The sequence below is a fragment of the Candidatus Methanoplasma termitum genome, from assembly GCF_000800805.1.
Classification (GTDB): Archaea; Thermoplasmatota; Thermoplasmata; order Methanomassiliicoccales; family Methanomethylophilaceae; genus Methanoplasma; species Methanoplasma termitum.
The window spans coordinates 1,250,361-1,270,697 of the sequence record NZ_CP010070.1; the positions used below are offsets into that span (position 1 = coordinate 1,250,361).

Annotated in this window: 7 protein-coding genes; 1 reads left to right on the forward strand and 6 read right to left on the reverse strand. The window is 52.4% G+C overall.

Annotated elements, in window-relative coordinates; all coding sequences use genetic code 11:
* Positions 1-251 precede the first annotated feature (251 nt).
* On the reverse strand, positions 252-7,382 hold the full coding sequence (locus Mpt1_RS06125) for a beta strand repeat-containing protein (RefSeq protein WP_048113141.1): 7,131 nt from the start codon (positions 7,380-7,382) through the stop codon (positions 252-254).
* 356 nt (positions 7,383-7,738) lie between these two features.
* Entirely contained in the window at positions 7,739-12,421 is a 4,683-nt protein-coding gene (locus tag Mpt1_RS06130) for a beta strand repeat-containing protein (protein ID WP_148305851.1), read from the reverse strand.
* A 258-nt stretch (positions 12,422-12,679) separates the two neighbouring features.
* On the opposite strand from Mpt1_RS06130, the gene Mpt1_RS06135 reads away from it, so the two are divergent.
* On the forward strand, positions 12,680-13,813 hold the full coding sequence (locus tag Mpt1_RS06135) for an IS110 family RNA-guided transposase (protein WP_048111096.1): 1,134 nt from the start codon (positions 12,680-12,682) through the stop codon (positions 13,811-13,813).
* A 436-nt stretch (positions 13,814-14,249) separates the two neighbouring features.
* On the opposite strand, the gene scpB is transcribed toward Mpt1_RS06135, so the two are convergent.
* From scpB to rhuM, 4 genes are all read right to left on the reverse strand, one after another.
* Entirely contained in the window at positions 14,250-14,762 is a 513-nt protein-coding gene (gene scpB / locus Mpt1_RS06140; protein WP_048113145.1) for an SMC-Scp complex subunit ScpB, read from the reverse strand.
* 1 nt (position 14,763) lies between these two features.
* Positions 14,764-15,663, reverse strand: coding sequence for a chromosome segregation protein ScpA (locus Mpt1_RS06145; RefSeq protein WP_238603110.1), 900 nt, complete (start codon positions 15,661-15,663; stop codon positions 14,764-14,766).
* Positions 15,660-19,265, reverse strand: a complete 3,606-nt coding sequence (gene smc / locus Mpt1_RS06150; RefSeq protein ID WP_048113976.1) for a chromosome segregation protein SMC — start codon at positions 19,263-19,265, stop codon at positions 15,660-15,662. Before smc ends, Mpt1_RS06145 begins: the two co-directional genes overlap by 4 nt.
* Before the next feature lie 221 nt (positions 19,266-19,486).
* Positions 19,487-20,293 (reverse strand): RhuM family protein, encoded by an 807-nt coding sequence (gene rhuM, locus Mpt1_RS06155; protein ID WP_202965145.1) that lies wholly within the window; start codon positions 20,291-20,293, stop codon positions 19,487-19,489.
* Positions 20,294-20,337: the final 44 nt, after the last annotated feature.

Sequence of the window (20,337 nt, forward strand, 5' to 3'; positions counted from 1 at the left end):
GGACCCGACCGCATGGGTTAATGGATATCACAGACCGATGCCTCCACGGTCGGCATCGGAACATGGGGACGACCTTAGGTTGTTTTTATGGGTAGGATCAGCGGATGCGGTAACAACCTTTATCAAAAACGAGTGGCTATAGTGGTGACAGACCAACTTTTAATGGAATAAATAAAGAAGACAAAGAAGGAGAAAGATCCCCTTTTGTTTGGAAAATGGTTATAATCCGTTTGAAACTGTCTGCGCGTCATTTACTTAAGGACGATCTCCCTGTGCTCTCTCCTGTTCTCCATCGAGACCATCAGAGGCAGACCGACAGCTATGCGTCCGTCCTTGGCCGCCATGGTGATTGTGACCGTGGAGTCCTTCTTCGCGGGTATCCTGAGCTTTCCTCTGGAGTTCGAGGGCTTGATGCCGTTCTTTGTCTTGCCGTCATCGTTGTCCACTCTGAAGGTTATCGCCGCATCCTTCGTTGCTTCTCCTCCCATAGTTACCAGCAGGAACAGCCCTGATCTTACCCACAGCAGGAAGAACAGCAGCAACAGCAGGGCTATGATGATCAGCGGCACGATAATCCGCCAGTCGAAGTTATTGTGGCCGCCGATATCGCCGGGACCGCTGGTCGTGAAATACAGCTTCAGGTGCAGGGAGCTTCCGAGGTCGTTGAAGGTAAGCACGGAGCTTGTCTCAACATTCGGTGTCTCCCATTTGGCAAACTTATAGCCGTCTGCGGCGAACGCCCTTACCACAAGGTCGTCGCCTACCTGTAAGGTCACCGGTTCTGTGTATCTGATGAAGTTTCCGCCGTTCACGCTGTATTCTGCATATCCGTCACCCTGAACGATATCGATCGTAAGAGTGATGTCGTTCTCTCCGGGACCTGACGCTACACTCTTCACCTGTATTGTGTGGTTGGACATCACGTTGGTAAAGGTGTATGAACCGTTGTTTATCTCAGTCTGCGTGAGACTGTAAAGGCCGTCTATCAGCACTTCGGTTATCTTATAGCCTTCCTTCGCCTTGAAGGTGAACGTCTGATTTTCGCCCTGTTGCACTTTGACCTTTCCGCTCGGAGTTATTGTGGAGCCTGAGTCGGCGGTAGCGGTGATGAAATAGAACTTCGGTCCGGTCTGGGTCTGTTCGAACACTGCCATTACGGTACCGGCGGAGCTAATCGTCACCGAGGGTGCGTTGCCTGTGATATCTCCCTGCCATCTTGTGAACTTATATCCAATGCCGGGGTTGGGCGTCAACGTGACCGTGGCGCCATCTGGGACATTTATCGTCTCGCTTGCGCCGACAGATCCGTCGCCGACCGTTCCCGTCACTATCTCATGTGTCACAGGATCTTCGTATGAGTACGTGACAGTGCCGCCCGGCCCTGTCTCGATAGTCAACTGATACGTTACGATCTCTTGCCTGAAATCAGCGGTGAGTGTACCCCCTGAGCTCACTGACACAGATGAAGACCCTGTGGACAGAAGCCCCGACCAGAATACGAATGCATAACCTGCTGAGGCATCAGGTACGGCTGTGAGGTCGACCGTTTCGCCGTTGGGAATATTGAAGATTCCGTATCCGCCTGCACCCACCCATCCAGAAAGAGCCCTTATTCCCATTCCGTCATTGAATGAGTACGTCAGGTCCACACTTCCTCCGGAGGTGGCGTCGACCTCCAGCCTGTACGTATCGCTGAGCTTCATGAACAGCGCGGATATTTGTGTGTCATCCGTTACTGTCAGCGTCCATTCGCTGTTGATAATTCCATCCACAGCGGGATCGTTGCTGCCCCACGCAATGAATACATATCCTGAGTCGGGAGTAGCAAGTATTCTTACATTATTGTCATTTGCCGGAACAACGACGTAGTCGCCGTCTGCATTGGCATCTGTTCCCTTCGGGTTGCCGTACTTATCATAGACTGGGAATGGAACGCCTACGGAATCATAGACTGTAACACTTCCCATTCCACCATTCGGGAATGTGAAGGTCAGTCTGAGATCGCCTGTTATCACTATGCTGCCATTGACAGGAGTTATCATTGTGATGTCTCCTGTTGTGTCGTCATATGTAAAGTCGGTTCCCAATGAAAGAACAGTGCCATTCATCATTATACTTACGCCCGTCGGCAGGTTGCCTGTTGAAGTAATGGTGAATGTGGGAGTGGTGTTCTCAATTGCAACATTGGGAATCACACTAAGAGAACCAACTGCTGTCACAGAATAATAGACGAGTGTCTTGTTGACAGGTGCTCCGTTTACAGTAACTGTAACACTTGTGTCGACACCATTTGCGTATATGCTGTAAGTGCCGTTGGGAAGTGCGGTGCCGTTGGCGAAGGTGCTGGAACCCGAGACCAGGGTGAACGTCGGTACCGTCCATGACGATCCGTCCAACGTCGCGGATACGGTGACGGCGTAGGTGTTCTCGGTCCAGGTTAGAGCGGCCGACGCGGAGGTCGTCGCGGATATAGTGAGCGTTATGGAATCCGTTGTCGCGGCGTTCGGGACGGGCGTCACGGTCCACGCCGTGGTGTGGCTGTAGTCGCCGCTGGGTGTGCCGGGCGTCACGGCTATTGTAACGTTATTGCCGTCGAGCACCGCCGCCGATCCCGTTCCCAGGGTTATGACCTTCGCTCCGTCCGCCGCCGGGTTAAGGGCTATGGTGGATGCGGAGGTCATCGTGACCCCGGATTCGGATACGGCGTAAGTGAGGGTGAAGTAATCCAGCGTTCTGTTGACCGCCGCGCCGCTGACCGTTATTGTCTGTCCGGTGTCGAAGCCGTTCGCGTATATGCTGTAAGTGCCGTTGGGAAGTGCGGTGCCGTTGGCGAAGGTGCTGGAACCCGAGACCAGGGTGAACGTCGGTACCGTCCATGACGATCCGTCCAACGTCGCGGATACGGTGACGGCGTAGGTGTTCTCGGTCCAGGTGAGAGCGGCCGACGCGGAGGTCGTCGCGGATATAGTGAGCGTTATGGAATCCGTTGTCGCGGCGTTCGGGACGGGCGTCACGGTCCACGCCGTGGTGTGGCTGTAGTCGCCGCTGGGTGTGCCGGGCGTCACGGCTATTGTAACGTTATTTCCGTCGAGCACCGCCGCCGATCCGGTCCCCAGGGTTATGACCTTCGCTCCGTCCGCCGCCGGGTTAAGGGCTATGGTGGATGCGGAGGTCATCGTGACCCCGGATTCGGATACGGCGTAAGTGAGGGTGAAGTAATCCAGCGTTCTGTTGACCGCCGCGCCGCTGACCGTTATTGTCTGTCCGGTGTCGAAGCCGTTCGCGTATATGCTGTAAGTGCCGTTGGGAAGTGCGGTGCCGTTGGCGAAGGTGCTGGAACCCGAGACCAGGGTGAACGTCGGTACCGTCCATGACGATCCGTCCAACGTCGCGGATACGGTGACGGCGTAGGTGTTCTCGGTCCAGGTGAGAGCGGCCGACGCGGAGGTCGTCGCGGATATAGTGAGCGTTATGGAATCCGTTGTCGCGGCGTTCGGGACGGGCGTCACGGTCCACGCCGTGGTGTGGCTGTAGTCGCCGCTGGGTGTGCCGGGCGTCACGGCTATTGTAACGTTATTGCCGTCGAGCACCGCCGCCGATCCCGTTCCCAGGGTTATGACCTTCGCTCCGTCCGCCGCCGGGTTAAGGGCTATGGTGGATGCGGAGGTCATCGTGACCCCGGATTCGGATACGGCGTAAGTGAGGGTGAAGTAATCCAGCGTTCTGTTGACCGCCGCGCCGCTGACCGTTATTGTCTGTCCGGTGTCGAAGCCGTTCGCGTATATGCTGTAAGTGCCGTTGGGAAGTGCGGTGCCGTTGGCGAAGGTGCTGGAACCCGAGACCAGGGTGAACGTCGGTACCGTCCATGACGATCCGTCGAGGGTCGCGGATACGGTGACGGCGTAGGTGTTCTCGGTCCAGGTTAGAGCGGCCGACGCGGAGGTCGTCGCGGATATAGTGAGCGTTATGGAATCCGTTGTCGCGGCGTTCGGGACGGGCGTCACGGTCCACGCCGTGGTGTGGCTGTAGTCGCCGCTGGGTGTGCCGGGCGTCACGGCTATTGTAACGTTATTGCCGTCGAGCACCGCCGCCGATCCGGTCCCCAGGGTTATGACCTTCGCTCCGTCCGCCGCCGGGTTAAGGGCTATGGTGGATGCGGAGGTCATCGTGACCCCGGATTCGGATACGGCGTAAGTGAGGGTGAAGTAATCCAGCGTTCTGTTGACCGCCGCGCCGCTGACCGTTATTGTCTGTCCGGTGTCGAAGCCGTTCGCGTATATGCTGTAAGTGCCGTTGAGCAGTGCGGTGCCGTTGAGAAATGTATTCAAACCGTTCGAAGCGAAGACCAGCGTGAATATCGGTTCCGATCCGTCGTTCCATGCCATTCCATCGAGGGTCGCATCTATGTTGACCATATATGTGCCAGCTGTCCACGTCAGATCGGCTGACACGTCTGTTACTTCGGTCACATTGGTGAGGGTCAGTGTATTACTAACCTCGCTGTCCGGGACGGTGTTGACCGTCCATGCGATGCGGTATCCATAGTCCCCGCCGGGGTCGCCGGGCGTCACTGTTATGACGACATCGCTTCCATATTGCACCGCAACTGTGCCGGCATCGATGATTATCACATCATTCCCTGTCGCACTGATGGTTGAATCAATGGTCATCGTAATGTTATCGGTGACCGAGAATGTCACCTCATAGAATGCTGCTATGACAACGTCACCATCAACGAGAATGGAAATATCGACGTCTCCGGTTGAATTATCATACGTGAACTCACTGTTCAGAAGCTTTCTGCCTCCCATGATAACCGCAACGTTAACGGGCAGATCCGAACCATCCATTGTTGAAAGGACCATAGTCTGAGGGATCTCGCCATAGACCGCCTTATCGGGATCGACCGCGACTTCGCCCTCTCCGATAAATCCAGTGTCGACTTCCAGAGCCGCCGGCCCCAATACAGATACGGTCGCAAGCACATAAAGCGTGTTGGGATCTGACGTCACAGATCCGCTGAGTCCCGGTGCTGTCACTACCGCATGATACATATTGCCGCTGTCTGTGCCGATCACCGGCGACAGAGTGAATCTTGCATCTACGGCGCCCGGAATGTTAGTCCATGATGACCCGCCGTCTGTGCTTACTTGCCATTGATATTGGGGCGTCTGCCCCAAGGTTGCCGGAGTCAGGGCCGAATCGACCCAGAATGTTACCTGCCCGCCCACGACCTGATACTGAGCGTACTGCGGATCGATCTGATTATAGTAATTCGAGTTCGGGTCAATGGAGATATTCATATTCGTCGGACTGTCGGGATTTGTATCGAGAGAAACCGTTTGGACGAATGCTTGGAGAATAGGGTATCCATCATTCAATATGGGACCGCCGCCCGTGCCGTCCGTTATTGTCCATATACTGTTGAAATTCCATCCGCTTACTGTGCCTGCTCCGTTCGTAGCGCCTGTCCATGTCCCAGTAAAGTATATCGAGTTGCCGGGAATCGGAGCGAGTGCATTAACCAGGTACGGCCTCATTTGAGTAGTGTTGTACCGAGCGGAAGTCTGAACATAAGTGGCATTCTTCGCCGGGTTGGGTGTTCCCGGATCCGGATGTATTGTGACACCGGCAACGTTTGTATACAATGTGGCAGAGGCCGTATCGAGGGAATAACAGCTGAAGAATGTCGTACCGTTATTGACTGTGGCGCTATTAAGTCCGATCATCCCGCCGCTCGACGAACTCGGCCCGGTCGTGGTCAGCGTGCCGATGTTGTAGCAGTTAGACATTATAAGATTCGATGTCGAGCCTGTAGCTGTACCTACCATTCCTCCGGTCGCTCTTTCATTCGCTGCACTGGTACCGGTAGAGGTTATGTGGCCGGTATTGTAACAATCCATTATTCTGCAAGAGGTATAGTCCAATTCTCCGACAATACCGCCAGCATAGATATTGAATTGCGAGTTCGCATAGATGTCTCCGGCATTGTAACACTGTTGGATCAACGGAGTCGGCCTGACGTTCTTACTCGTTGACGCTATCTCGCCGACTATGCCGCCTACTTGTGTCGAGCCGTTGTTGCCGCCCACCAAGAAAAATTGATTATCGAGATATCCTGAATTATAACATCTGTAGATCGTTATTGATGCTGTCGCCGCCACACCATCCATTTCCATGAATCCTACTATGCCGCCGACACGCGTATCACGATACGTTGACTTGCCTGTAACAAAGCCTGTATTGAATGAATTATCTATTGTGAAAGGTGATACTCTTGGGTTTACGTAACCTGCGATCCCTCCGGTGTAGATCATATCCTGACCTGTGCCGGCAGCATTCGATACGCAGAAGACATGACCGGAGTTGTTGCATCCGCTTATCGAAGAAAAACGCGTACACCCTATTATTCCGCCTCCGGCGACGTTTGTACCGTTGGCGGTCAAGGCAACGACCCTGCCGCCGTTCCAGTTGTCTGTGATGGTGGATGACGGTGTCGAGGCTGTGCCGGTACTGTCTGTTCCTATTATTCCTCCGGCACATCCCATACCTGCACCGTTGTCCGCCATTGAAACGAAGATGGAGTTATGGCAGTTGGTTATCGTTGATCCGAGAGAAACACCGACTATGCCCCCCGAGTACGCCAGCACCTGTGATGCCGCGAAGGACCAACCCTCTCCGTTCCTGTCCAGGACCGTCCCTACGTTCGATATCGTCGCAGTAGAACTTGCGTATGCAAATAGGCCGCTGACCGCAAGCGTTGGATTATACACTGCGGCGTCCAGCCCGTATATTGAATGGCTGTCGCCGTCAAACTTACCGGAGAAAGGAGTAGAAGCCGTACCGATCGGTGTGAAGTTACCGTTACTGTTGAAGGTTAGATTCAGCACATTTCCGGCAACCCCCGCAGGAAAGGTCGTATATCTTGCGAGTGCGAATGGTTCTTGGGGGCCTCCTGTGTTCAGCATCCCCCCTATCATCAGAGTGTAATCTCCGGTCATGACAGTGTTTAGTGTCGCTGTGTTGCCAACGAAACTGCCCATTTGCGAGTTTACTCCGACACTTCCGCTTGCGACCGAGACGCCTGGATCGTGGAATGTGAGCGTAACTGTCAGATTGGTGCTTCCGTCGAAGTAAGCAACTATGTCAACATCGTAACCTCCGTTCAGATCGTCCCCGGGGCCGAAGAATATGTCGTTGGCGAGATAGTACGTCCCGTTTAGATTACTTGAAATGTTCTGTAGATCCTGTGGCGTCTTTATCGGAGTACCGACCTGCGCTCCGTAGCTTGTACTTCCATGTCCGTTTAATTCAATGGGTATTATAGCTGCAATCAACAGGACCGATACAGCCAACAGCGCTAACCTGCTTCGCTCCATCATATTAATCTGCCTCTCACGCTATTGAAAAAATTCTGCAGCGTACGCTTGATATATAGAATAGATAATATTTATATTAGTATTATTAACCCAAATTTTTTTACTTAGAATAAATTAAATAATCCTGTACGCCGCCTGTAAAGAAAAAAATAGATCTGGGGCTATTCGAGAGCATCCATATATATGCTCACCTTGTGTCGGAATATTTAACTGGTTCTTCGACAGAATGAATTATGGCTGCATAGGAGGCAGAATGCTACGCAGAGAGACTTTTTTCCTAGTGAAGTTGCCGTAAAGGGTCGTGCATTGACTGTGCAACGCTGAGAAGATCATTCACGGTGAACGGACAATGATCGCCGTTATATAAAATTGATTTCTCTTTCCTCTCTCCTGTTTTCCATCACCACTACGAGCGGAACACCTGAAGCAATATTACCGTCCTTTTCGATCATCGAGATCGTCACGATCGAGTCCTTCTTTGCCGCAACCCTGAACCGGCCCTTGAAGTTGGTGCGCTTGACCCCGTTCTCGGTCTTTTTACCCTTGGCCAATGTGAATGTTACATTTGCTCCCTTGACGGCTTCGCCGTTCATTCTGACCGTAATAATAAATCCGGGCACTCTCCAGAACAGGATGAACCATACAATCAGCCCTATGAAGATCAGCAACACTAATACAGAAAGGCTTCCCCACAGCCATCCGGTGTCGACGTGAATATAAAGACTGCTGTCGCCGCTTTCTATGAAGTGTAGTTTCAGAGGCACAGACAAATCTGCGCCGTTGAAGGAGACCGATTGTTGGGTGATGATCGTATCTCCCTTCGTCCACATATCGAACTCGTATGCGTCATCGGGCACAGCGGTCACGATTACATTGTCGCCGCTCTCGAAGGTCACAGGCGATACATACTCCATGGGCGGAGAGCCGTTCACGCTGTATACAACGTGGCCGTTCCCTCCCTCAATATTGATCGTCATGGTTATCGGTTCATGTGAACCCCTGCTGCTACTCACTCCAATAGTGTGGTTCGTATTCACGCTGTAAAAAGTGTAAGAGCCGGCGTCGATCTGTGCCTGAGTAAGCGGCGTTCCGTCCACGGTGACCGATGCGATGATATAGCCATCCGCAGCCGAGAATGCGAACGTTCGGTCGTTTCCCGCCTGGACGGCGATATTTCCTTTCGGAGCGATGCTGGAATTGGGGTCGCTGTTAGATGTTATGTAGTATGTCTTAGGTACAGCATTGAACGCCGCCGTGAACGTTACCTGCATATCGTTTTTGTACGGCGTAAGGTCTACACCCGTCATGTTCGGAGCGGCCGATACGACCATTCCGTCGTCATCGGACCATTTAATGAAGCCATACCCTACCACCGCCGCTGCGCCGACATCCAGCGTTTCGTTTATGCCGACCTTGAAAGGTGCTGTATAAACAAATGGACCCAGTATCATTCCTCCGGGTGTGGTTATTGTGTATGTCAGGTCAGACAATGCGATAGTTAAATGGTTGACCGCCAGCGTCACTGTGAATATCTGAGAGCCACCCGAGCCGCCCTGAGCTTGGTAGCCGGCTGTGAACGTCACCGCTCCGGCCGTAAGGTAGGCCGATGAGTCGGACAAGGTGTAATCGACGGCGCCTGTCAATATCGTCGGAATATCATCAGACCATCTGGTAAAATCATATCCTGCCGGCGAGGCCGACGGGTCCGCCGCCGATATCTTCAGCACATCATCGGCACCGACCTCGAATGGCACTGTGTATATTGTGGGGCCGAGCGTCGCCCCTGCCGAAGTGGTTATGGTGTACGAAAGGTTCGACACCGAGACCGCCGCCGGGTCTGCGGCAAGCCTTACTGTATATATGGGCTTTACCACAATGTTGCCTGGTGTGGCCACGGTGAACGTGACCGTTCCGTTGGCACTGCTGTATGTGAAGTCGGCAGACGTCATTACGGTGCCGCCCGCAGTGATCTTTACATGCGCAGGCAGGGCGGCGGTTCCCACGGCGTATATTGTCCCAGAGTATGCATCACCAAACATCGATGTATCCGGCATTATGCCGAATCCACTTCCTTCCAATGTCACTGTGTATACTGCGGTGGCCGTTATGTTACCAACTGCGGTTCCTGAGATCGTTATTGTTCCAGGCGTCGCGGGATCGTAAGTGTATTGTCCAGAGGCAACAAGGACCGAGCCTCCCATCACGACCAGGAAGCCTGTCGGTACATCGGCGGTGCCGATGCTGAATGTTATCGCTCCCACCATATCACCGTAGAGCAGAGTCATAGGCACCCATGAGGCCGCCCCCGCCGCATTCACTGTCACGGCGTATATTGCGGTGATGGTCATGTCGCCGTCGACAGCCTTGTGCATCACTAATATTCCTGTATTTTTATAATATGTGAAATCAACGCCGTATGATAGTATAGCACCATTCATAACGACCTGCACTCTTTCCGGCACATCGGCGCCGGATGCGGTTGTAAGGGCAATAATGGGCTTATCGCCATAGACCGCTCTCTCCGGATCGGGTATCGTACTGCCATCCGGAATAAAACCGGTATCAGCCGTGAACCCCGTTCCCTTCGCCGTCACGAGAGTTATCACATAGATCGTAACGGGATCCGAATACACTGTCCCGCCGTATCCCGGCGATGTTACGGCACACCTGTACATCGTACCGTTGTCCGCTCCTTCTATTGGGGAAAGAGTGAAGCTCGAGCCGTTCGCTCCGACCACCGGGTTGACAGGTATATTTGACCATACAGGACTTGATCCAGCGGCAGGTACGCTTGCCGTCTGCCATTGATATTGAACCGTTTGACCTGTGTTGTTTGGATCCAATACGGACGAAACAGAGAATGTTGCCGCATCGCCAACCAGATAATACTGGTCGTATTGGGGATGGGTCTGTCCGTAATATTCGGGAGATATTGTTATCGTCTTTCCGGTCGTAACATCGGGCGTAAGCGAAACATCCTGAACGAATGCCCGGAGTACCGGATAACCGCTGTTCATCACACCGTCTATAGTCCAAATGCCTGTGTTGTCTGTGAAATCCCAGCCAGGGACAATGCTCTGAACCGTTCCTGCGCCCACTGTGGTCGTTCCTGTGAAGAATATCGAACCTCCGGCCTGAGCTACCGCAAGCGTCGGCCGCATGTCCGAGCTGCTCTTTGACGCGTTCGTTGTTTGGTTAGGAGAAGCAGTCGATCTTACGGGATTTGCGGTCGTCCCGCTGCTTGCGGGGGTGTTTGCATTTACTTCGTCCCTGAACTGAACGGTCGTCTGACCTCCGCTGATGAAATTGGTAACAGCGGTGTTCGTGAGGAAATAGCTGTTGATTATCCTGGTGGCCGCAGTGTTCCAAGCACCTTGGCTGCTTCCGAGAATGCCTCCGGGACTTAGTATATTGGTAAGTGTCAGTGTGCCCGCGTTATAACAGTTGAAAATATGGATGCCTGTTGCGGTAGCTGTCGCCGCACCCATTATGCCTCCGGCATTCTTGTTGACCCCATCTGTTGTGGATGTTGCGATTATACTGCCGACATTGTAACAATCGGTGATGCTTGCCGATGCTCTGTCGACCTCCCCGAGGATGCCGCCCGCAAATACATTCCATTGTGTATTGGCGTTGATCTCTCCTGTGTTGTAACATTGCGTTATGTTCAAAGTAACATTCGTTGCCGCGGTCCCGGCCCCGGAGAATGCCGCTATTTCTCCGACTATACCTCCGACCTGCGTCGCGGCGTTGTTCGTACCTATTCTATAGAACACATCCTGAAGTTTGCCGGTGTTGTAGCACCTCGTCACAGATATCTGCGTTGATACAGGCAGGTTGGTGGTGTCGATGAAACCTATTATCCCCCCTATCCTGGCGTCACGGTATGTCGCTTCGCCCGAAATAAGTCCGGTGTTGTATGAGTTTGTTGTATTGAATGCTGCCAGGGATTTTACGTAACCAGCTATGCCGCCTGCGGACACTGTATCATCGGTGCCGCCGCCCTCAATGTTAGAGATTGATGATATTTTGCCTGAATTGTTACATCCTTCGATAGAAGTATAGTTGGTGGCGCCGATTATTCCGCCTGCGGAGATCCTTTTTCCGCTTGCCGTCAGAGCTGTGACCGCACCTCCGTTCCGGCAGTTCAATATTACATTGGCGGCATTCGTTCCGATATCGGAACCGACTATTCCTCCCGCACACCCCATATCGGCCGGATCATTGCTGAATACCGCCACTTTGTTCGAGTTGTAACAGTCGGTTATCTGCGAACCTTTGGAAACGCCCGTTATGCCTCCCGCATAAGACTGTGTCATCGATATTGCGAATACCGATCCTCTGCCGTACCTGTCAGGTTCGACACCGAGGTTCTTTATTACCGCTGTTGGGCCAGTGCAAGCGAACAGACCCGCGTATGCGGCTCCGGCGGGGTTGTAAACGGCTACATTCAGCCCATATATGGCGTATCCGTTGCCGTCAAAGGTTCCTGCGAAGGGGGTACTGTAGGAACCGATCGGCGTAAAGTTACCATTGCTGTTAATATCCACATCAAGAACGGTCCCTGATGTGCCTGTTGTGAGGGTAACGGTCTGAGAGAATGCGAATGTATCTTCGGACAGGAGCGTTCCACCGACCATCTTTCCCCCGGCCGTGATCGTATATTCTCCCTGCCCGACGACCGAGATATTGATCACATTGGTTGTAACGGAAACCATATTGGAGTTTATGGCTGCCCTGAATTCGGTTACTGCAATTGTCGGATCGGCGGGCGTGACCGCTATTGTCAGCGTATTTGTTCCGTTGAAAACAGCGGATACGTTCATATATGCTCCGCCGTTCGTATCGGCTTCTTGGCCGATGAAGAAAATATTATTATCCAGATAATAATCTCCGCCGAGATCGTTTGCTACATTCATCAGATCGTCGACGGTCTTTATAGCTGTTCCGGACGGACCTCCTGAGACGGAATTAAAGTTTCCTATCGCATCGATGCTGACAGGCACTACGGCCGCCATCAGCAACACAGAGAATGCCAGCAAGAATGCCAGCTTGTTGCGTCCGTTCCTATTTACTCCCCCTCTGGCCCAAAGGCCATTATTGTGAAATACACTAAGAGCTATTAATAATAGATGGGAAATTTTTAAGTAAAATCCGCCCTCATTAAAAGTTGGTCTGTGATATTAGTTTACCACAACAGAAAACCACAGACCGTATGTATGATGGGCGGCAAGGTTATAAAATAACCGATTTCCGGTGCGTACGGAAGCGGTCCTCTGTTTTGGAGGAGGAACGCATAGATGAAAATAGCGATCGGGATAGATGTGCATAAGGAAAAATGTGCGGCGTTTGCAGTGTACGCAGGCAAAGAAGAGCCGAGAAAGAAGAACCTGGATTTTTTGGAAAGATTCAACGCCGATTTCCGGAGGTTCCCTTCGGACGCTGCGGGAATGGTAGGACTGACGAACCGTCTTCACGGTCAGGATGCGTATATTCTGATAGAGAATTCGACCAAGTCTCACGACGTCTATTGGATGCTGACCAATCTCGGGTTCAGAGTGACGGTGGCCCATGCCGCCGACCTGTACAGGATAACCAGGTCCAAAACAAAGAACGATGATAACGACGCTGCTGAACTGGCGGGGTATATGCGCAGGCGGCTGATGGGGGAGATCGAGTTCGCCGTCGCCCATATGCCTTCGCGGGAGGTGCTGGTGCAGAGGGAATTGTGCAGGTTCGATATCAACGACAGGAACGATCTGACCGCTTTGAAAAAACAGATCAGATCCCATCTTCTGATAAGAGGAATGAAGCTGTCCCGCGATTACTCCGACATCACCTGTGTTCTTGCCCTCAGGGAGCTGAAGGCAACGGGGGACCACATTCTCATTCTGGATGCGGCGAAGGCCGAGAGTATCAAAGCGAGGAAGTCTCAGACGGAGAAGATGATCCGATACAGGATGGAAGGCAACAGGATGTTCGATATCGTTTGGTCGGTCCCCGGATTCGGTATCCTGTCTGCGGCGTATGTCACGTGCATGGCCGATGATATGACACGTTTCGTGGATGGGCGGGCATTCGCCGCATCTGCCGGTATAACTCCCAAACTTGACGAATCCGCCGACAGACCGAAGAACTGCGGGATCAGCCGCAGAGGGGACCCAGAACTCAGGAGGCTGTTGTGCCAGGCAACGTTCGTTCACATAAACCATGCGGACTCGTTCATATCCGAGAAATACAAACGTCTGAAGGCCAACGGCAAACATCACAACGAGGCGTTGGTGGCATGTGCGAATTCCATGGCCCGTATGATCTGGGCCATGGTGACCCGGGACAGGAAGTATTCCGCAGACCCGACAGTGATGGCTGTGACAAGATATCTCGCCGATTCCGACGAGATAGAGGATGAGATGGAGGCAGCGCAGACAGAATGATCATGAACGATCGGGATGCGGTGAAGCACAGCCGGACGGGAAAGGATGTCGGCTTCTTTTTGGCCTTCGTGGTCGCTTAGAAAATCGATACAGTATCGTCGGGCATATCGGGAACGCGGAAATGGCCTTCGGGGCCGGGCAATAAATCGATGATGCGGAACTGCGGGGGACCCGACCGCATGGGTTAATGGATATCACAGACCGATGCCTCCACGGTCGGCATCGGAACATGGGGACGACCTTAGGTTGTTTTTATGGGTAGGATCAGCGGATGCGGTAACAACCTTTATCAAAAACGAGTGGCTATAGTGGTGACAGACCAACTTTTAATGGAATAAATATATTGACGGCGGCACGTCATAAATGGAGGGTGGCCTTTCCGGCTGCGATCGGAAGTTCCCTGAACAAACCTCATCTTTTCCGTTCGGATGCGGGATCACCGTTCATTCCCGATGTTCTTTGCCTGAGACTCTATCCACTTCTTGATATCCTCTTTCCTGGTGCTGCCGATGCCGAAATACTCCGAGAATTTCTTCGTGGTCGTCAGTTCTTTGGTCTGACCCACTCTTTTCGCAGACACAAAACCCATCTCCACCAGCGCACGTACGTCGTCATACGTCCTTACGCCGCGGGCGTTGAACAATTCGGACTGCAGGACCGGCTGATTATACGCAATGGTGCTGAGCGTGCGCATCATGCCGCCCGTCAGCTCCGCTTTTGCGAATTTCCCGGTGACCTCCGAGTACTCCGGTTTGAGCATCATTTTGTATTCGTTGCCGATCTTGGCGATCATTATCGCCGACTCGCGTTCGTCGTATTCCTTTTTAAGATCCCTTAAAGCGACCTTGACGTCATCCACGGGTATCCCCGTTCTTTCCGCGATCTGCTCGACGTTCACCTTTTCGGGGCTGGAGAAGAGTGCCGCCTCGACCGCGCCCCTCCCGTCCACCTCAGTTCACCGCCTCGATCTGTTCCTGCTCTTCTCTGGACTCTATCGTAGTGGGTATCCCCGGGACCTTCATCTCGATTATTATCTCCCCTCTGGGTAATGAAGCTTGATAGATATCCAGCCTGCCGTCCCTCACCAAATGCAACACAGCGACGAACGCTCTGAGCGTCTCCATTATGTCGCCGATGTACAACTCGTCCAAAGGTATCGGTCCTGAACCAAGCCTCACGATCCTTTCCCAGATGCGCTCCACATCATGCTTGTCGTCCTCGTCGTGGGCCTTGTTGTCGAATTTCTTCGGGACCTTCTCCTCAAGCTCGACCCTTACTCTTTCCCTCTCGCGCTGGACCTCCATCTCGATCCTCGCTTCTTCGAAAGCGTCGAGAAGTTCGTACATCGTCACCGGGCGTATCGAATCCCTGGTGTACGCTTCCCTGAATGCCACTTCCGGAACGACCATTGCGGGGTCCTCATCCTCCAGGTCGAAATCGAAGAACTCCTCTTCGAGCGGCTCGTCCGATCTCGAACAGGTCACTTCCGACTGCATCCTGAGGACCTTCCATGCCATGAGCAGGAGCTTTCCCGCCACGATCATATCGAACCTGTTCTCGGCCACTTTCCTCGAATACAGTTTGACGAACTCCCTGAGATCTATCTCCCATGGGTCGATCCCGTTCTCGATCACAAGGCTGAACGCCGATCTTATTGATTCATCCACCGGGTCGTTGAGCTTCTCTCCCGAGCCTGCTTTGTTCAGAATATCCATGTATCCGTTGATCCTGTCGAATGATTCCTCATCATCCGACAGGGCCTTATGGAACAGTAAATGCTGCTCCATGTCTTCTTTCTTCATTGTTTCTTCCATTCCCATCCCATCCATCCTTTTTAATTTTCCCTTCACTCTTTCTTTGTCTTATCCTCTTTTTGTTCCAGCTGTTCCTTCAAAGCCTCTTCTTCGTATTTCGATACCTCTGCCAGGTCCGGCTGCATTATCACTTTGCTGATGCCGGACGGCGGCCTGGTCACCCCGATAAGGTGGTCGGCCATCGCTAATGTTACCTTCCTGAGTGATACTTGTATGAACTGAGCTTTCCTCGAGCTCTCCTTTACCCTCTTCGCCACCATTTCGGCGTTGACCGAGTCCAAGAACATATCCACTTCGTCCAACACATAGAACGGTGACGGCTGATACTCCTGGATGGCGAATATGAACGCTAACGCGGTGAGCGACTTCTCTCCCCCGGACAGCGCTTCCAGCCTCAGGAGTTTTCCGTTCTTCGGTTTGGCGTTGATCGTCAGACCGCCGAGGAACGGATCCTTCTCGTCCTCCAGTCCCATGAATGCCTCTCCTCCGCCGGAGAGCTGAGCATATATCACTTTGAAATTCGTGTTAACCGCGTCGTAGGACTGCATGAACAGCCCCTTCTTCTGCGAGTTGAGGGACTCCGTGAGATCGCTGAGTTCCTTGATCTGGGTCTTAAGCTTTCCGACATCAGCCATCAGAGAATCGAACCTTGCTTTGCGCTCTTCGTAATCCTCTATCGCCCTGAGATTGACGTTGCCTATCCTTGCGAGTACATTCTCGCAGGACTTGATGGTGCGTCTTATCTCCTCTTCCGAGGGGATGGGCTGCCGGACCTCCACTTTGATCTCCGCTATCTCGATCTTAAGCTGGCCGAGGCTCTCGTTGACGATGAGGATCTGAGCTTCGTTGGAGGATCTCATTCCGGTCTTGACCTCCAGCTTATCCTGTACGGAGTCCTTCTCTCCGGAGAGTTTGAATCCTTTTTCGACCAGAGCGTCCCTTTGATCCCTCAGATCCTTGATGCCCGATTCCATCTCGGTCTCGATCTTCCTGAGAGCCGAGAGTTCGACGGTTATCCTTTCCATCTCCTTTCCGTATCTTTCAATATCCTCTTTGCAGTCGGATATCTTCTTGAGGACGGTCCTCATCTGACCTTCCAGATTCTCGCGGTGCTTGTTCAGCCCGGATATCTCCGTTTCAAGGGAGTTCTTCTGCGAACGCAGTTCTGATACATCGTTCGTGAAATTATAGACGTTGTCCCTTATCTTCTGTATCCTTTCCTGCATCTCCGCGGGAGCTATCTCCGCAATCTTTTCTCTTAATTCCGTTCTCTCCGATCTCATCGAGTCAAGCAGAGCGGATACCTCTTCCAAAGCCTTCTTCGAATCTTTGTGCCGCTTCTCGGCTTCGGCGTGCTCTCTGCTCTTGGTGTTGAATTCATCGGACACAAGCTGCCTGGATCTCTTCAGTTCGGATATCTTCGCCGTTAATTGGCCGATCTTCGCCTGGGCGCCCATGTTCGCGCCGGAGACCTTCCTCATCTCATCGTCCATCAGGCGGATGCCGTCCCTGATCTCTTTGAGCTTTGCCCTGAGACCATCCAGAGAATCGTTGGCCGCCCTCAGTTTCGCGCTCACTTCATCCAGCTTGGATTCGGATGCCGCGCCGAACTTCATTATATTCTGGGTATTGAGGGTCCCTCCCGTCATCGCTCCGGATGCTTCGAGAAGTTCTCCTCCCTTGGTGACTATCCTTATCCCGCCCATGATCGCTCTCGCGTCGGACATCGTGTTTACAACGAGTGTGTCCTGGAAAACATACCAGAACACGTTCGCATACTTCTGATCGTAATCTATGAGATCGGTGGCGTACCCCTCCGTCTGCTTGACGGTCATGATCGCCTTTGCCCGAGGCTTGCCCGGGACCATCTTGCTTAACGGCAGGAAGGTCACCCTGCCGAGCTTCTCCTTCTTCAGGTATGCGATGCAGTCTGCGGCGACCTGGTCGTCGTTGACGACGACGGATCTCATCTTCCCGCCCGCGGCGACCGATAATGCCGTCTCGTACCCGGGCTGAACGGTCGCCAGTTCCTGGACGGTCCCGTGTATACCGGATGCGGCGCCTTTGTTCCTGAGTTCGATGATGGCGTCGACCGCCTCGTCGCCCTTGTTGAACTTGTTGGTGATCTTCTTTTCGGCCATGAGCTCGCTGTACTGCGTCTCCAGTCTCCTGACGGCTTCCTTGAGCTCGTTCTCCTGCTTTTCCAGCTCGGCCTCTTTCCTCTTGGACTCCATTATCTTCTTTGAGATGTCCTCTGCGCCGCCGCCGGTCTCCTGTTTGATCTCCTTGAGATTCCATTCCGCATCTTTTATTTCGAAGTCCGAGGCCTTGAGCCTCTCGTCCAGGGCCGCCTTGGACCTTCCCGCTTCTTCCGCAAGTGCGGATGCCTTCGCCGCAGAGACCTCGGCTTCCTGCTCGGCAACCTCTTTTTGATCGATCTGGGCTTCCAGATCATTAAGTCTGTTCTGTAATTTTGTGTGTTCGCCGCCGTGCTTCAGCATCTCTTCGTTGATCTTGGCATCCTCGGCCTTCGCGTCGTTCAGCTTCTTCTCGCTGACCTTCAGCTTGTCGGAGACCTCCTTAAGAGTGACCGATAGACCGTCGCGCTCTGCCAGATTTGCGTTGACGGCGTCCTCGAGCCCGTGTTTTACGACCTCGTGCTCTCCGATGTCGTCGTTCGCTCTTTCGGCACGGTCCTTCTGCATTGCCATGTCGATCTTGGCCTTCTCGATCTTATCCTTGATCTCCCTGTACTCCGGCCCGACGCGGTCCTCGATCTCTTTCTCTTTGGCCTTGATGGCGATGTCGTTCGCGGCGTACTCCGCCTTTATCGCCTCTTTGCGTTGGTTGAGAACCTGTATGTCCTTGTCGATGGCGATTATCTGCGCGTTGAGCCCCTCGAGCTTGGCCTCTTCTATCTGCATCTGCCTGTGCACGGATTGGGCTTTGGCCACTTCGAGAAGGTTCTGCGTTTCGATGTACTTCTTGGCGTCTTCCTTGTCCTTTTCAAGCTTCTCGATCTGTTTATCGAGTTCTTCGACGACTATGTTTATCCTTTCCAGGTTGGTCTCGGCCTCGGTGCGTTCTCCTTTCGCCTTTTCGATGTCGGCGTCGTAACTCGATATCCCGGAGATCGAGTCGAGGACCCTCCTTCTGTCCATGTTGCCCATCTGAACTATGCGGGTGACGTCGCCCTGCTGCACCATGTTGTATCCATCGGCGGATATCCTTGCCTTTGTGAGAAGGCTGTCGAACTCGGTCAATGAGGATTTTCTGTCGTTGACGTAGAAATATGAGCTGTAATCTGTTCCGTTATCCGATATTTTGACGTATCTCGTCAAGCGGACGATGTCGTCATCCCACGGCATCATCCTGTCGGCGTTATCGAAAACAAGGGATACTTTAGTGAATCCCGCTTTGCTTTTTGCTTTCCCGCCGTCGAATATGAGGTCTGTGAGTTTTCCGGCCCTTACGGCCTTGGAGCTCTTCGGGCCCAGAACGAACAGGATCGCATCGGTGATGTTGGATTTACCGGAACCGTTCGGTCCCGTGACTGCCATATAACCTTCCATCAGGGGTATCGTAAGTTTCCCCCCGAAGGATTTGAAGTTCTCTAACTCTATTTGCTTCAAGTACACGTTCTTTACCCCATCCCCGGGCAAACGTAATCCTTCGATCCGAATGCATCCCTTTATCCGCGTGCGGATGGTTCCTTATATTGTACGCATGTTATTTAAATACAATCCCAAAAAATGGCGTTTTTGGAGTTCATTACAGAAAAGACCACAGTTATACAATGTCGTATTTTGCTGAAAGAACGGTGCTGGTTCTTGGACCCAAGTAGAATAAGATGCTTTGTTCAGAGTCCCTCCAAGATATCCTCATCCTTAGTTTCCAATTTTATAAAGGTGAACCTCTTCTTTCCGAGGTCTTTCAGCGATGAGCCAAAGATATAGACCGTGTGATCGATGATAAGGTACCTATCATGAAACTTATCTGACACGCGTACTATCGCCGGCTCGAATTGTTTATTGTGTTTATTAATATCCAGTCTTAACTGGGGCGAAATATCTCTTGTGAATATTTCCGCCGGAACGCCGGAAGATCTTTTTGATAATAACAACAGAACAGATTCATCGACATAATTATCCAAAAGCACAATCGATTCCTTTGCTGACTTTATCAGATCCGCAACGAAAGCGTATGCGTCGAAAAACTGTCCTTCATAGAAAACTCTCTCAACCGGCGGCAGCGAAGAACTTACGAAGAAATCTATCTTCTTATCGTGCTCGGCAAGACGATATTCAACACGTTCGAATCGTTGATTTATGGCATAGCCTTTCAGAATGTATTCCTTCAGGGTCTTTGTGGCCCATCTGCGAAAGATCGTGCCTCTGAGCGATTTTACTCTGTATCCGACCGATATGATCACATCCAGATTATAGTATCTTGTACGGTAACTCTTACCATTTGGGGCAGTAGTAAAGGATTCCTTTACAACTGAGTCATTTTCCAATTCACCTTCTTTGAATGCGTTGTTTATGTGTATGCCAATGTTTTGTTTCGTCGTTTGAAACAGGTCCGCCATCTGTGCCTGTGTTAGCCAAACGGTCTCATCGTCGACCAGTACCTCTAATTTCAGAGAACTGTCAGGATGATACAACACTATTTCTCCTTTTTTTCTCTTTGTGTTGCGTCTTTTGTATATGT